Annotated in this window: 11 protein-coding genes and 3 rRNA genes; 2 read left to right on the top strand and 12 right to left on the bottom strand. The window is 67.5% G+C overall.

Features of this window, described 5'->3' with window-relative positions; translation table 11 throughout:
- Positions 1 to 99 precede the first annotated feature (99 nt).
- From OIM89_RS17540 to OIM89_RS17515, 6 genes are all read right to left on the bottom strand, one after another.
- The gene (locus OIM89_RS17540) at positions 100 to 1,272 is read right to left on the bottom strand and encodes an acetoin utilization protein AcuC (RefSeq protein ID WP_087774487.1); all 1,173 of its coding nucleotides are present in this window, start codon (positions 1,270 to 1,272) and stop codon (positions 100 to 102) included.
- Positions 1,223 to 2,458, bottom strand: coding sequence for an MFS transporter (locus OIM89_RS17535; protein WP_226965413.1), 1,236 nt, complete (start codon positions 2,456 to 2,458; stop codon positions 1,223 to 1,225). The genes OIM89_RS17540 and OIM89_RS17535 overlap by 50 nt, the downstream gene beginning before the upstream one ends.
- Positions 2,459 to 2,509: 51 nt before the next feature.
- Positions 2,510 to 3,163, bottom strand: a complete 654-nt coding sequence (locus OIM89_RS17530) for an HAD family hydrolase (protein ID WP_030699637.1) — start codon at positions 3,161 to 3,163, stop codon at positions 2,510 to 2,512.
- Positions 3,164 to 3,253: 90 nt separating this feature from the next.
- Positions 3,254 to 3,370: ribosomal RNA gene (rrf, locus tag OIM89_RS17525) — 5S ribosomal RNA — on the bottom strand.
- 96 nt (positions 3,371 to 3,466) lie between these two features.
- Positions 3,467 to 6,586 (bottom strand): 23S ribosomal RNA (locus tag OIM89_RS17520).
- A gap of 322 nt (positions 6,587 to 6,908) precedes the next feature.
- Positions 6,909 to 8,435 (bottom strand): 16S ribosomal RNA (locus tag OIM89_RS17515).
- Together the 16S, 23S and 5S rRNA genes form the textbook arrangement of a ribosomal RNA operon.
- An 827-nt stretch (positions 8,436 to 9,262) precedes the next feature.
- Between OIM89_RS17515 and trpS the strand changes: the two genes are divergently transcribed.
- Positions 9,263 to 10,258, top strand: a complete 996-nt coding sequence (gene trpS, locus OIM89_RS17510; RefSeq protein ID WP_030700201.1) for a tryptophan--tRNA ligase — start codon at positions 9,263 to 9,265, stop codon at positions 10,256 to 10,258.
- 45 nt (positions 10,259 to 10,303) lie between these two features.
- Here the strand turns inward: trpS and proC are convergent, their stop codons facing one another.
- From proC to OIM89_RS17490, 4 genes are all read right to left on the bottom strand, one after another.
- A complete protein-coding gene (gene proC / locus OIM89_RS17505) occupies positions 10,304 to 11,113 on the bottom strand; it encodes a pyrroline-5-carboxylate reductase (protein ID WP_003948858.1) in 810 nt (269 codons plus the stop codon).
- A gap of 99 nt (positions 11,114 to 11,212) precedes the next feature.
- Positions 11,213 to 11,986, bottom strand: a complete 774-nt coding sequence (locus OIM89_RS17500) for an ABC transporter permease (protein WP_030700200.1) — start codon at positions 11,984 to 11,986, stop codon at positions 11,213 to 11,215.
- Positions 11,983 to 12,795 (bottom strand): ABC transporter ATP-binding protein, encoded by an 813-nt coding sequence (locus OIM89_RS17495; protein ID WP_047470974.1) that lies wholly within the window; start codon positions 12,793 to 12,795, stop codon positions 11,983 to 11,985. The genes OIM89_RS17500 and OIM89_RS17495 overlap by 4 nt, the downstream gene beginning before the upstream one ends.
- 126 nt (positions 12,796 to 12,921) lie before the next feature.
- Complete coding sequence (locus OIM89_RS17490) at positions 12,922 to 13,779, bottom strand: class I SAM-dependent methyltransferase (protein WP_030700198.1); 858 nt, start codon at positions 13,777 to 13,779, stop codon at positions 12,922 to 12,924.
- 193 nt (positions 13,780 to 13,972) lie between these two features.
- Between OIM89_RS17490 and OIM89_RS17485 the strand changes: the two genes are divergently transcribed.
- Entirely contained in the window at positions 13,973 to 14,185 is a 213-nt protein-coding gene (locus tag OIM89_RS17485; RefSeq protein ID WP_047470977.1) for a DUF4287 domain-containing protein, read from the top strand.
- 7 nt (positions 14,186 to 14,192) lie between these two features.
- Here OIM89_RS17485 and OIM89_RS17480 read toward each other — a convergent pair whose 3' ends face one another.
- Both OIM89_RS17480 and OIM89_RS17475 read right to left on the bottom strand, forming a co-directional pair.
- Positions 14,193 to 14,678, bottom strand: a complete 486-nt coding sequence (locus tag OIM89_RS17480; protein ID WP_047470979.1) for a hypothetical protein — start codon at positions 14,676 to 14,678, stop codon at positions 14,193 to 14,195.
- A 55-nt stretch (positions 14,679 to 14,733) separates the two neighbouring features.
- Positions 14,734 to 15,216 (bottom strand): MarR family winged helix-turn-helix transcriptional regulator, encoded by a 483-nt coding sequence (locus OIM89_RS17475; RefSeq protein ID WP_175457495.1) that lies wholly within the window; start codon positions 15,214 to 15,216, stop codon positions 14,734 to 14,736.
- Positions 15,217 to 15,289: the final 73 nt, after the last annotated feature.

Below are 15,289 nucleotides of genomic sequence, written 5' to 3'. Positions count from 1 at the left end.
GCGTACGAGCCCGGTTCGCCGGAAATCCCCCCGGTCGGCCCAGCGTTCGCGCGGCCCGCGAGCGCCCCCGCCGGAACACCCCGGCCGCGCCCCGGGCTTCTACGGCAGCAGCCCGCGCTGCGGGAACGCCGCCTTCCGGGTGGCCAGGACGGCCTGGTCGAGCCGGTCGGCCGGGTCGTAACCGCCTTGCCAGTCGCGGTAGCTGACGGGCCAGCGGCCGTCGGTCATCCGCATCGGGCCGGGCTGACGGGTGCGGGCGTAGACGAGCTGCTTCCACTCCTCCGGAATCATCGACTCCGGCGGAATGGGCTGCCCGGCGGCGACCGCGGCCAGGTGCGTCCAGGCGCGCGGGACGACGTCCACGACCGCGTACCCGCCGCCGCCGAGCGCCACCCAGCGGCCGTCGGCGTGGTCGTGCGCCAGGCCGTGGCAGGCGAGCTGCACGGCGCGCTGGGCGTCGAGGGAGATGGCGAAGTGGGCGAGCGGGTCCTCGAAGTGGGTGTCGGCGCCGTGCTGGGTGACCAGCACCTGCGGCCGGAACTCCGCCAGCAGCTCGGGCACGACGGCGTGGAAGGCCCGCAGCCACCCGGCGTCGCCGGTCCCGGCCGGCAGCGCCAGGTTGACCGAACTGCCCTCGGCGCCCGGCCCGCCGGTCTCCTCGGGCCAGCCGGTGTGCGGGAAGAGGGTGCGCGGATGCTCGTGCAGCGAGACGGTGAGGACCCGTGGGTCCTCCCAGAAGGCCGCCTCGACGCCGTCGCCGTGGTGGACGTCGGTGTCGACGTACGCGACGCGTTCGGCGCCGAGTTCGAGGAGACGGGCGATGGCGAGGGCGGCGTCGTTGTAGACGCAGAAGCCTGAGGCGGCCCCCGGCATGGCGTGGTGCAGGCCGCCGGAGAAGTTCACGGCGTGCTCGGCCTCGCCGCGCCAGACCGCCTCGGCGGCGCCGACGGAGAGCCCGGCGATGGCCGCCGACACCTCGTGCATCCCGGCGAACGCCGGGTCGTCCTCGGTCCCCAGCCCGTACGACCCGTCCGCCGAGGCCGGATCGGCGGAGACGGCCTTGACCGCGTCCACGTAGTCCTGCCGGTGGACCAGCCGCAGCGTGGAGTCCCCGGCGGGCTTGGCCCCGGTGACCTTCAGCTGCCGGTCGACGCCGTACGCCGAGATCAGGCCCCGGGTCAGCGTGAGCCGCACCGGGTCCATCGGATGGCGAGGACCGAAGTCATAGCCGGTGACCGTCTCGTCCCACATCAGCTGCGCGCGCCCGCTCATGCCCGTCACCGTACCGGCCGCCGGTTCCCTCGAACGAGCGGGCATACCCGACGGTCACCAGGACCAGCACCATCGGCACCAGCATGGCCCCCCGGTAGCTCCAGGCGTCGCCGACGACGCCGACCAGCGGGGAGCCGACGAGGAAGCCGACGTAGTTGAAGACGTTGAGCCGGGCCACCGCCGCGTCCGACCCGGCCGGCCCGCCCTTCTCGAACCCGATCCGCCCGGCCGCCGCGAAGGTCTGCGGCACCAGCACGCAGAGCCCGAGGCCGAGCAGGGTGAAACCGGCCATCCCGGCCGCCACCCCGGGCGCGCCCGCGACCAGCGCGAACCCGGCGGCGGCCAGCACCGCCCCGGCCCGCACCACGGCCGCCGCCCCGAACCGCCGCACCCCGAGGTCCCCGAGCGTCCGCCCGAGCAGGGTCATCACCATGTACACGTTGTAGGGCACGGTCGCCGTCTGCTCCGAACTCCCCAGCACGTCCTGGAGGTACTTCGCACTCCAGTTGGAGACCGTCGAGTCCCCGATGTACGCGAAGCTCATCACCAGGCAGAACGGCAGCAGCACGGCGAACGCCACCCCGCGCCCGCTCCCCGTGCCGCCCGCCACCCCCACAGGCCCGGCCGCCGCGTCCACGTACCAGCGGCTCCCCAGCAGCGCGAGCGGCAGCAGCACCCCGACGACCGGCGCGTACGAGACCCCGAGCGCCCACCCGCCGTGCGCCCCGAGCCACGCCAGCGAGGCCCCGGCGATCCCGCCCAGGCTGTACGCGGCGTGGAAACCGAGCATGATCGACCGCCCGTAGGCCCGCTGGAGACTCACCCCGAGCATGTTCATCGAGGCGTCGAGCGCGCCCACCGCGAGACCGAAGACGGCCAGCGCGAGAGCGAACTGGATCATCCCCTGACCGACCCCGACCGCCAGCAGCGCGAGGAGGACCACCGGCTGGGCCCACCGCAGGACGAGGCTGGGCGCCACCCTGCGGACGACCCACTCGGTGACGACGCTCCCGACACCGGCGAGGACCGGCACGGCGGCGAGGAAGGCGGGCAGCAGGGCGTCGGAGATCCCGTACCGGTCCTGGATCGCCGGGATGCGAGTGACGAGCAGCGCGAACGCCACTCCCTGGACGAGGAAGCTGAACGCCAGGGCCGCCCGCCCCCGCCGCATACGCGTGTCGGTCATGGCCGCAGAGCGTACGACCGCCCGCTACCCGCCGGTATCCCTTTGACCTGATCAGGTGGAACCCATGACCAGCCGAGGCAACTCGGCCATGTCCGCGAAGAGTTCGGTGGCCCCCGCGAGCCGCTCGGCCGGCGTCGTCGCGCTGAACCCGTACACGTCCATCCCGGCCGCCCGCGCCGCCTCGATCCCGAGCGGACTGTCCTCGACCACGGCACACCGCTCCGGCGCCACCCCCATACGCGCGGCCGCCCGCAGGAAGAGGTCCGGCGCGGGCTTGCCCCGCCCGACGTCGTCCGCGCTGAAGACGTGCTCCTCGGGGAACCACGCGTCAAGACCGGTCTTCCGGTGCCCGACCCGGATGCGCTCATGACTCCCGGACGAGGCCACGCAGTAGGGCACACCCGCGGATCGCAGCTCCGCCAGGACCTCCATGACACCCCGCACGGGCTCCAGCTCCCGCCGGAACGCCTCGAAGACCCGTCCGTGGAACTCCTCGTCGAACTCCGGGGGAAGCCGCCGGCCCGACCGCTCCAGCACCAGGTCGTGGATACGGTGCACCGCCCCGCCCATGTAGTCCCGCAGCGAGTCCTCATAGCTGGTGGGGTGGCCCAACTCCGTCAGATAGCCGGCGAGGATGGTGTTGGAAAGGGGCTCGCTGTCCACGAGCACCCCGTCGTTGTCGAAGACGACCAGGTCGTAGCGCATGCCATCGACCCTAATTCTCCTGGACGCAGAAATGCCTCGGGCCCCGGAAACCTGTTTACACAAGATTTCCAGGGCCCGAGGCCAAAGAAAGTTCGGCGGCGTCCTACTCTCCCACAGGGTCCCCCCTGCAGTACCATCGGCGCTGTAAGGCTTAGCTTCCGGGTTCGGAATGTAACCGGGCGTTTCCCTCACGCTATGACCACCGAAACACTACGAAACACACCAGCAACCACAACCCACCTCTAGACAGGTATGTGATTGGTGTTCGTGGTTTCAGAACCAACACAGTGGACGCGAGCAACTGAGGACAAGCCCTCGGCCTATTAGTACCGGTCAACTCCACCCCTTACAGGGCTTCCATATCCGGCCTATCAACCCAGTCGTCTACTGGGAGCCTTACCCTCTCAAGGAGGTGGGAATACTCATCTCGAAGCAGGCTTCCCGCTTAGATGCTTTCAGCGGTTATCCCTCCCGAACGTAGCCAACCAGCCATGCCCTTGGCAGAACAACTGGCACACCAGAGGTTCGTCCGTCCCGGTCCTCTCGTACTAGGGACAGCCCTTCTCAATATTCCTACGCGCACAGCGGATAGGGACCGAACTGTCTCACGACGTTCTAAACCCAGCTCGCGTACCGCTTTAATGGGCGAACAGCCCAACCCTTGGGACCGACTCCAGCCCCAGGATGCGACGAGCCGACATCGAGGTGCCAAACCATCCCGTCGATATGGACTCTTGGGGAAGATCAGCCTGTTATCCCCGGGGTACCTTTTATCCGTTGAGCGACGGCGCTTCCACAAGCCACCGCCGGATCACTAGTCCCGACTTTCGTCCCTGCTCGACCCGTCGGTCTCACAGTCAAGCTCCCTTGTGCACTTACACTCAACACCTGATTACCAACCAGGCTGAGGGAACCTTTGGGCGCCTCCGTTACTCTTTAGGAGGCAACCGCCCCAGTTAAACTACCCATCAGACACTGTCCCTGATCCGGATCACGGACCCAGGTTAGACATCCAGCACGACCAGAGTGGTATTTCAACGACGACTCCACACACACTGGCGTGCATGCTTCACAGTCTCCCACCTATCCTACACAAGCCGAACCGAACACCAATATCAAACTGTAGTAAAGGTCCCGGGGTCTTTCCGTCCTGCTGCGCGAAACGAGCATCTTTACTCGTAATGCAATTTCACCGGGCCTATGGTTGAGACAGTCGAGAAGTCGTTACGCCATTCGTGCAGGTCGGAACTTACCCGACAAGGAATTTCGCTACCTTAGGATGGTTATAGTTACCACCGCCGTTTACTGGCGCTTAAGTTCTCAGCTTCGCCACACCGAAATGTGACTAACCGGTCCCCTTAACGTTCCAGCACCGGGCAGGCGTCAGTCCGTATACATCGCCTTACGGCTTCGCACGGACCTGTGTTTTTAGTAAACAGTCGCTTCTCGCTGGTCTCTGCGGCCACACCCAGCTCACCGAGTAAATCGGATCACCAGACATGGCCCCCTTCTCCCGAAGTTACGGGGGCATTTTGCCGAGTTCCTTAACCATAGTTCACCCGAACGCCTCGGTATTCTCTACCTGACCACCTGAGTCGGTTTAGGGTACGGGCCGCCATGAAACTCGCTAGAGGCTTTTCTCGACAGCATAGGATCATCCACTTCACCACAATCGGCTCGGCATCAGGTCTCAGACTATTGCCAGACGGATTTACCTACCTGACGTCCTACACCCTTACCCCGGGACAACCACCGCCCGGGATGGACTACCTTCCTGCGTCACCCCATCACTCACCTACTACCAGCTCGGGCCACCGGCTCCACCACTTTCCATTCCCCGAAGGGTCCGGAACGGCTTCACGGGCTTAGCATTACTGGATTCAATGTTTGACGCTTCACAGCGGGTACCGGAATATCAACCGGTTATCCATCGACTACGCCTGTCGGCCTCGCCTTAGGTCCCGACTTACCCTGGGCAGATCAGCTTGACCCAGGAACCCTTAGTCAATCGGCGCACACGTTTCTCACGTGTGAATCGCTACTCATGCCTGCATTCTCACTCGTGAACCGTCCACAACTCGCTTCCACGGCTGCTTCACCCGGCACACGACGCTCCCCTACCCATCACAGCGGGCGTTGGCCCTCATGCTGCAATGACACGACTTCGGCGGTACGCTTGAGCCCCGCTACATTGTCGGCGCGGAATCACTAGACCAGTGAGCTATTACGCACTCTTTCAAGGGTGGCTGCTTCTAAGCCAACCTCCTGGTTGTCTCTGCGACTCCACATCCTTTCCCACTTAGCGTACGCTTAGGGGCCTTAGTCGATGCTCTGGGCTGTTTCCCTCTCGACCATGGAGCTTATCCCCCACAGTCTCACTGCCGCGCTCTCACTTACCGGCATTCGGAGTTTGGCTAAGGTCAGTAACCCGGTAGGGCCCATCGCCTATCCAGTGCTCTACCTCCGGCAAGAAACACACGACGCTGCACCTAAATGCATTTCGGGGAGAACCAGCTATCACGGAGTTTGATTGGCCTTTCACCCCTAACCACAGGTCATCCCCCAGGTTTTCAACCCTGGTGGGTTCGGTCCTCCACGACCTCTTACAGCCGCTTCAACCTGCCCATGGCTAGATCACTCCGCTTCGGGTCTAGAGCGTGCAACTCAAACGCCCTCTTCGGACTCGCTTTCGCTACGGCTTCCCCACACGGGTTAACCTCGCTACACACCGCTAACTCGCAGGCTCATTCTTCAAAAGGCACGCAGTCACGACGCACCGAGCAAGCTCGATGCGCGACGCTCCCACGGCTTGTAGGCACACGGTTTCAGGTACTATTTCACTCCGCTCCCGCGGTACTTTTCACCATTCCCTCACGGTACTATCCGCTATCGGTCACCAGGGAATATTTAGGCTTAGCGGGTGGTCCCGCCAGATTCACACGGGATTTCTCGGGCCCCGTGCTACTTGGGTGTCTCTCAAACGAGCCGCTGATGTTTCGACTACGGGGGTCTTACCCTCTACGCCGGACCTTTCGCATGTCCTTCGCCTACATCAACGGTTTCTGACTCGTCCCACGGCCGGCAGACCGTAGAAGAGAGATCCCACAACCCCGCATGCGCAACCCCTGCCGGGTATCACACACATACGGTTTGGCCTCATCCAGTTTCGCTCGCCACTACTCCCGGAATCACGGTTGTTTTCTCTTCCTGCGGGTACTGAGATGTTTCACTTCCCCGCGTTCCCTCCACACTGCCTATGAGTTCAGCAGCGGGTGACAGCCCATGACGACTGCCGGGTTTCCCCATTCGGAAACCCCGGATCAAAGCCTGGTTGACGACTCCCCGGGGACTATCGTGGCCTCCCACGTCCTTCATCGGTTCCTGGTGCCAAGGCATCCACCGTGCGCCCTTAAAAACTTGGCCACAGATGCTCGCGTCCACTGTGCAGTTCTCAAACAACGACCAACCACCCACCACCCCGAGACATACATCCCGAGTTCACTGGGGCCGGCAACCGAAGAAACAGCCACATCGTGGCCGCTCCCTCAGACACCCAACAGCGTGCCCGACACCTTCCATCCCCTTGAACTGTTTTCCACGCCGAAGCAGTACTCACAGTCCCAGCAGACCGAATGTGCCGAATAGTCAACGTTCCACCCATGAGCAACCAGCATCAGACGTTCGCTGATGAACTGGCCTCTGGACCACCAAGCCCGAGGGCCGGCAGTCAAGAAGTGCTCCTTAGAAAGGAGGTGATCCAGCCGCACCTTCCGGTACGGCTACCTTGTTACGACTTCGTCCCAATCGCCAGTCCCACCTTCGACAGCTCCCTCCCACAAGGGGTTGGGCCACCGGCTTCGGGTGTTACCGACTTTCGTGACGTGACGGGCGGTGTGTACAAGGCCCGGGAACGTATTCACCGCAGCAATGCTGATCTGCGATTACTAGCGACTCCGACTTCATGGGGTCGAGTTGCAGACCCCAATCCGAACTGAGACCGGCTTTTTGAGATTCGCTCCACCTCACGGTATCGCAGCTCATTGTACCGGCCATTGTAGCACGTGTGCAGCCCAAGACATAAGGGGCATGATGACTTGACGTCGTCCCCACCTTCCTCCGAGTTGACCCCGGCGGTCTCCCGTGAGTCCCCAGCACCACAAGGGCCTGCTGGCAACACGGGACAAGGGTTGCGCTCGTTGCGGGACTTAACCCAACATCTCACGACACGAGCTGACGACAGCCATGCACCACCTGTACACCGACCACAAGGGGGCGCCTGTCTCCAGACGTTTCCGGTGTATGTCAAGCCTTGGTAAGGTTCTTCGCGTTGCGTCGAATTAAGCCACATGCTCCGCCGCTTGTGCGGGCCCCCGTCAATTCCTTTGAGTTTTAGCCTTGCGGCCGTACTCCCCAGGCGGGGCACTTAATGCGTTAGCTGCGGCACGGACAACGTGGAATGTTGCCCACACCTAGTGCCCACCGTTTACGGCGTGGACTACCAGGGTATCTAATCCTGTTCGCTCCCCACGCTTTCGCTCCTCAGCGTCAGTATCGGCCCAGAGATCCGCCTTCGCCACCGGTGTTCCTCCTGATATCTGCGCATTTCACCGCTACACCAGGAATTCCGATCTCCCCTACCGAACTCTAGCCTGCCCGTATCGACTGCAGACCCGGGGTTAAGCCCCGGGCTTTCACAACCGACGTGACAAGCCGCCTACGAGCTCTTTACGCCCAATAATTCCGGACAACGCTTGCGCCCTACGTATTACCGCGGCTGCTGGCACGTAGTTAGCCGGCGCTTCTTCTGCAGGTACCGTCACTTTCGCTTCTTCCCTGCTGAAAGAGGTTTACAACCCGAAGGCCGTCATCCCTCACGCGGCGTCGCTGCATCAGGCTTTCGCCCATTGTGCAATATTCCCCACTGCTGCCTCCCGTAGGAGTCTGGGCCGTGTCTCAGTCCCAGTGTGGCCGGTCGCCCTCTCAGGCCGGCTACCCGTCGTCGCCTTGGTGAGCCACTACCTCACCAACAAGCTGATAGGCCGCGGGCTCATCCTGCACCGCCGGAGCTTTACACCATCCACCATGCGGCAGACGGTCATATCCGGTATTAGACCCCGTTTCCAGGGCTTGTCCCAGAGTGCAGGGCAGATTGCCCACGTGTTACTCACCCGTTCGCCACTAATCCCCGCCCGAAAGCGGTTCATCGTTCGACTTGCATGTGTTAAGCACGCCGCCAGCGTTCGTCCTGAGCCAGGATCAAACTCTCCGTGAATGTGTACCCGTAATCGGGTGCAACAGACATGAGAGCGGTGCGACAAGGAGGAATAGTCCCTGTCGCACACAGCGTCCTCGCTGTTGTATTTCAAAGGAACCTCAACCAACCAGAAACCTGGCCGGTCGGGGTATCAACATATCTGGCGTTGACTTTTAGCACGCTGTTGAGTTCTCAAGGAACGGACGCTTCCTTTGTACTCACCCTCTCGGGCTTTCCTCCGGGCGCTTCCCTTCGGTACTTCGTGTTTCCGACTCTATCAGACTCTTTCGCGTCCGATTTCCTCGGTGCCTTTCCGGTGCCAGCTCCGCGTTTCCGCTTCGCTTTTCCCTTTCGGCGGTTCCGACTCTATCAGATCCTTTCGGGCCTGATTCCCAGTCAGCGGGATTCGCCTTCGCGGCTGTTGAGCCGTTCCGACTGGTGAGACTTTAGCGGATTCCCTTTCCCCGAGCTAATCGGGGGCGGCCCTGTCGGGACGCGGATTCCTCATTCCGCAATGCGCAACGGAACGAGCAGCGGAGACCGCTGTGCGTTCTGAAGAGGTCCTGCGGAGTGGTTGCCCGGGGACCGGTGGGAACCGGCGCTCACGTCGGGCAACTCGGTGGACCTTACGGAGGGGCTCCAGGGGCTGTCAACTTGGGGTGGTCCCGTCTAAGCTCGCCTCGTGACCACGCGTACGCACAACGGGCTCTGGTGGGCCGCCTGACGGCGGCCAGCCCTGACGTATGCAGACAACGGCCGCCGCATCGGCGGCCGTTGGCGTATCTCCTCCCTGACCGGGGGCGGCCGGCCGGACGGTGCGGGGCCCCTCGGAGAGAGCGAGAGAGATGACGCGGGTATTCAGCGGGATCAAGCCGACCGGGCATCTGACGCTGGGGAACTACCTGGGCGCCGTACGGCAGTGGGTCGAGCGTGACCAGCACCGGGCGGACGCGCTGTTCTGCGTGGTGGATCTGCACGCGCTGACCGTCGAGCACGATCCGGCGCGGGTCCGCAGACTGAGCCGGCAGGCCGCGACGCTGCTGCTGGCGGCGGGGCTCGACCCCGAGCAGTGCACGGTTTTCGTGCAGAGCCACGTCGACGAGCACGCGCGCCTCTCCTATCTCCTGGAATGCGTCGCCACCGACGGGGAGATGCGGCGGATGATCCAGTACAAGGAGAAGTCCGTGAAGGAGCGGGAGCGCGGTGGGAGTGTGCGGCTGTCGCTGCTGACCTATCCCGTGCTGATGGCGGCGGACATCCTGGCGTACCGGACGGACGAGGTGCCGGTGGGTGAGGACCAGACGCAGCACGTCGAGCTGACGCGGGACCTCGCGGAACGGTTCAACCAGCGGTACGGGCAGGCGTTCGTGGTGCCCCGGGCGACCAACCCGCCGGTGGGGGCGCGGGTCATGGATCTGCAGGAGCCGGGCGCCAAGATGGGGAAGTCGCACGAGTCGGGGGCGGGCATCGTCTATCTGCTGGACGAGCCGGAGGTGGTGCGGCGGAAGGTGATGCGGGCGGTGACCGACAGCGGCCGCGAGGTGCGCCACGACCGGGAACGGATGCCCGGGGTCACCAACCTGCTGGAGATCCTGGCGGGGTGCACCGGCGCCGATCCCGAGAAGCTCGCCGGGCAGTACACCTCGTACGGCGCGTTGAAGAAGGACACTGCCGAGGCGGTGGAGGAGGTGCTGCGGCCGGTGCGGGAGCGGCATGCCGCGCTGGTGGCCGATCCCGGTGAGGTGGACGCGGTGCTGCGGCGCGGGGCCGAGCGGGCGCGGGCGATGGCGCGGCCCGTGGTCGACGAGGCGTACCGGGCGGTGGGGCTGCTGCCGGCCTGAAGGGGCGGGGGGGTGGGGCTGCCCCGGCGCCCCACCCCGTTCCGGTCAGCCCTTGCCGGAGGCCAGTTCGCGGCTGCGGTCGCGGGCGGCTTCGAGGGCGGCGATGAGGGCGGCGCGGACGCCGTGGTTCTCCAGTTCGCGGATGGCGTTGATGGTGGTGCCGGCCGGGGAGGTCACGGCCTCGCGGAGCTTCACGGGGTGTTCGCCGCTGTCGCGGAGCATGACGGCGGCGCCGATCGCGGCCTGCACGATGAGGTCGTGGGCCTGGGAGCGGGGCAGGCCGAGCAGGATGCCGGCGTCGGTCATCGCCTCGACCAGGAAGTAGAAGTAGGCGGGGCCGGAGCCGGAGAGGGCGGTGGCGGCGTCCTGCTGGGACTCGGGGACGCGCAGGGTCTTGCCGACGCCGCCGAAGATCTCCTGGGCGATGGCGAGGTGCGCCGGGTTGGCGTGCGTACCGCCGGAGATCACCGACATCGCCTCGTCCACCAGGGCGGGCGTGTTGGTCATGACGCGGACCACGGGGGTGCCGGCGGCGAGGCGCTCCTCGAAGTACGCGGTGGGGATGCCGGCGGCGCCGCTGATGACGAGGCGGTCGGCGGGAACGTGCGGGGCCAGCTCCTCGACGAGGGCGCCCATGTCCTGCGGCTTGACGGTGAGGATGAGGGTGTCGGCGGTCTTGGCGGCCTCGGCGTTGGTGACCGGGGTGACGCCGTACCGCTCGCGGAGGGTGTCGGCGCGCTCGGGGCGGCGGGCGGTGACGAGGAGGTCCGCGGGGGACCAGCCGGCGCGGATCATTCCGCTCAGCAGGGCCTCGCCGATCTTGCCGGTGCCGAGCACTGCGACTTTCTGGGTCATGTCGGGGTTCGCCCTCCGCGTGGTGCCGTACGTGCCGTTCCGCCCGTCATCCTCGCACCGGTGGGCGAGGGGGCGCGGAGGTGTCCGCTGGGCGGTCGGTCAGGTGGTGCGGCGGCGCAGGGTGGCGGCGCCGAGGACCAGGACGAGTACGGCGCTTCCGGCGACGATCGCGAGGTCGCGGACGAAGGTGCCGGTGACCCCCGGGCGGGTGAGGACCTCGTTCATGGCGTCGACGGCGTACGACATGGGGAGCACGTTCGAGACGGCCTCCAGGGCGGGGTGCATGGTGGCGCGCGGGGTGAAGAGGCCGCAGAGCAGCAGCTGCGGGAAGATCACCGCCGGCATGAACTGGACGGCCTGGAACTCGGAGGCGGCGAAGGCCGAGACGAAGAGGCCGAGGGCGGTGCCGAGCAGCGCGTCGAGGACGGCGACCAGGAGCAGCAGCCACGGGGAGCCGGTGACGTCGAGGCCGAGGAGCCAGACGGAGAGGGCGGTGGCGAGCGCCGACTGGACCACCGCGAGGGCGCCGAAGGCGAGGGCGTAGCCGGCGATGAGGTCGGCCTTGCCGAGCGGCAGGGCGAGGAGGCGTTCCAGGGTGCCCGAGGTGCGTTCGCGCAGGGTGGCGATGGAGGTGACCAGGAACATCGTGATGAGCGGGAAGATCCCGAGCAGGGAGGCGCCGATGGCGTCGAAGGTGTCCGGGCTGCCGTCGAAGACGTAGCGGAGCAGCGTGATCATCACACAGGGGACCAGGAGCAGCAGGGCAATGGTGCGCGGGTCGTGGCGGAGCTGGCGCAGGACGCGGGCGGCGGTGGCGAGGGTGCGGGCGGCGGAGAAGGCGGTGGGGCGCGCCGGTGTGGTGGTGGCGGTCATGGGGTGCGCTCCTCGGGGGTCGTGGCCGGGTGGCCGGCGGTGTCGACCAGGTGGAGGAAGGCTTCTTCGACGGTGGGGCGGTTCGTGCGCGTGCGCAGGGCCTCGGGGGTGCCCTCGGCGAGGACGCGGCCCTCGCGCATGAGGAGGAGGCGGTGGCAGCGCTCGGCCTCGTCCATGACGTGCGAGGAGACGAGGAGGGTGGTGCCGTGTCCGGCGGCGAGGCGGTGGAAGAGGTTCCACAGGTCGCGGCGGAGTACGGGGTCGAGGCCGACGGTCGGTTCGTCGAGGACGAGGAGTTCGGGGGCGCCGAGCAGGGCGACGGCGAGGGAGACCCGGCTGCGCTGGCCGCCGGAGAGCTGTCCGGCGAGGGCGTCGGCGTACGCGGTGAGATCGACGTCGGCGAGGGCGCGGGTGACGGCCTCGGCACGGCGGGCGGTGGCGGGGCGGCCCGGGTCGAGGACGGCCGCGAAGTAGGCGAGGTTCTGGCGGACGGTCAGGTCGTCGTAGACGGAGGGCGCCTGGGGGACGTAGCCGATGCGGTGGCGCAGGCGGGGGTCGCCGGCCGGGTGGCCGAGGACGGCGAGGGTGCCGGTGACCTTGGCCTGGGTGCCGGCGAGGGCGCGCATGAGGGTGGTCTTGCCGCAGCCGGAGGGGCCGAGGAGGCCGGTGACCCGGCCGGTTTCCACGGTGAAGTGGAGGTCGTCCAGGACGGTGCGGGAGCCCCGGGTGACGGTGAGGGCGGTGGCGGTGACGGCGGCGCCCGGGGCGTCGTCGGGCGGGGCGTCGTCGGGCGGCGGCTTTTTATTCATCACCTGTTGAATACTCCTCCTGGGGCGGGTCCGGGTCAAGGGACGAGGAGGAGCGGTACGCGTACGCGAACGGCGCGCCGCCCGGCCCGGTGAAGCTCCGGGAGGGCGGCGCGCCGGGCGGGGCGGTCAGGCGGTGGCGGGCCGGGTGGTCAGGACGAGGTCCACCACGTACCGCTCCTCGACGTGGCCGTCGGGGAAGAGCCGGAGCAGCCGGGCGCGCTCGCGGTCGAGGAAGTCCTGGGCCAGGGCGGCGTCGGCGACCAGGAAGAGGGAGTGGCTGGCGAGGTTGGCCAGGTGGTCGTCGACGGTGAGTCTGCGGGACCAGGGAATCCGGTGGGTGAGCGGGGCGTCGGCCACCGGCTCGGGTTCGGGGGCGCCGGGGCGGGAGGGGGCCTTGGCCAGCGCTCCCACGACGGGGTCCCCGACGGCGGGGGCGGCGCCGGCGTCGGCGCGGCCCGGGATGTGCGCGCCGTGGGCGGCGCCTTCCGGGCCGAAGTGGGCGAGCAGGCGGTCGGCCTGGTCCGCGACCCAGGCGTGGGAGGAGTCGGAGATGTTCCACCAGCGGGCCAGGACGCCGCCGGGGCGCAGCACGCGGTACGCCTCCGGGAGGGCGCGCCCGGGGTCGGTCCAGTGGAAGGACTGGGCGAAGGTGACGAGGTCGGCGGTGCCGTCCGCGAGGGGGAGGGCGTTGCCGTCGCCGCGGACCAGAGGGGTGCCGGGCAGGGTGCGGCGGAGTTCGGCCGCCATGCCTTCGCCGGGCTCGACGGCCAGGACGTGGGCGCCGCGTTCGCGGAGCTGGGCGGTGGCGATGCCGGTTCCGGCGCCGATGTCGGCGACCCGGACTCCGGCGAGGGGGCGGCCGAGCGCTTCCTCCAGGGCCTCGTACAGGGCCGGCGGGTAGGAGGGGCGGTACGTGGCGTAGTGGGCCGAGGCGGTGTTGAAGGAGGCGGCTCGGCGGGTGCGGTCGGCCAGGGGGTTGGGCATGCGGGCTCCTCCGGGGGTGGGCGCTGGTTCAGGTCGTGGCTATCACCAGGGGGGTTGTGGGGGCCAGGGGTTTCCGTACCGGGCGGGAAGTGAGGCGCGGGACGGCGATGAGTTTGCGCGGGCGGGACGGTCGTAGGGGGTGACAGGTGGCGCGGTGTGCGTCGCGGAGTCGTCCCGGAGGGGGTTGTCCGTCATGGCGGAAAACGTGAAGGGCCCGGCCAGTTACTTCCCGTCGATCGAAAAGAAGTACGGGCGGCCGGTGGCGGAGTGGCAGGAGCTGGTGCGCTCGTCGCCGCTGACCCGGCACATGGAGCTGGTGGCCTGGCTCAAGGCCGAGCACGGGCTGGGGCACGGGCACGCCAACGCGCTCGTGGCGCACACCCTCGCCGAGGAGCGCGCGCAGTAGCGGGCGGTCAGCGCTTGGCGCGGCGTCCCGGGTGGCCGGTGCGGCGGGCGCGGCGCCGGGACGCCTGGGTGACGGCCTCCTCGTACTCGGCGCGGCGCAGCCCCTCGCCCGGCGCCTCGCGGAGGCTGCGCAGGGCCCAGGCGACGAGGACGCCGAGGAAGCCGATGGCCATGAGGCCGCGCAGCGACTGCTGGCGCTCGGGGTCGGGGCGCTTGGTGAAGCTCTCCCACTCCCGGCCGAAGGCGATGGCGGTGCAGAGCGCGAACATGCCGACGACCAGGACGTTGAGCACCCAGCCGACCTCGGCCAGGGCCATGCCCTGGTAGCCGATCCGCAGCAGCACGGCGCTGACGGCGGCCAGTGCGAGGGAGCCGGCGGCGACACCGGCGCGGCGCAGGCCGTAGTGGCCGGAGTGGTCGAGCCAGGTGGTGCCGAAGAACCGGATCGGCTCGGGGTGCGGGCCGGGGGCGGTGGGGCGGGTCGAGTCGGTCACGGTGGCGATTGTCTCCGGTCGGGGGCGGGGGCGGGGAGAGGCCCGGCGTGCGGGGTCACCAGACGGGCCGGAGCGGGGGGAGGTCGTCGCCCGTGAGGGTGCGGATGAGGGCGGCCAGTTCGGTGCGGAGGGGGGCGAGGGTGGCGCCCTCCTGGCGGTCGGCGAGTTCGCCCTCCAGGGTGTGGAGGACGCGGCCGGCGACGGCGAGGTGGGTGCGGGCGGCGTCGGTCAGGACGAGGAGCTTGCGGCGGCCGCCCGCCGGGTGGGGGTCGCGGCGGAGGTAGCCCCGGTGTTCCAGGTCGTCCACGAGCTGCCCGGCGGCCTGCTTGGTGACGCCGAGGCGTTCGGCCAGTTCGCTGCTGGTGACGGGGGTGCGGGCGAGCAGCTGGAAGACCATGCCGTGGACGGGGCGCAGGTCGCGCTCGCCGGCGGCGGCGACCCGGTCGTTGAACTCGGCCAGCACCAGCTGGAACGCCATGCCGAGCAGGAAGGTCAGCTCGGCCTCGGGCAGCGGGTCGTCTCGGCGCACGGGATTCATGATGACACGCAGGAGACAAGCTGCTTTACTCCCACTAAGTAAAGCAGCTTGACTCACTGTCGCCGTCACCGAA

Source organism: Streptomyces sp. BI87 (assembly GCF_025957665.1).
GTDB lineage: Bacteria > Actinomycetota > Actinomycetes > Streptomycetales > Streptomycetaceae > Streptomyces > Streptomyces albidoflavus.
Note: the sequence above shows the minus strand (reverse complement) of the source record. Positions and strands in the feature narration are given on the sequence as shown.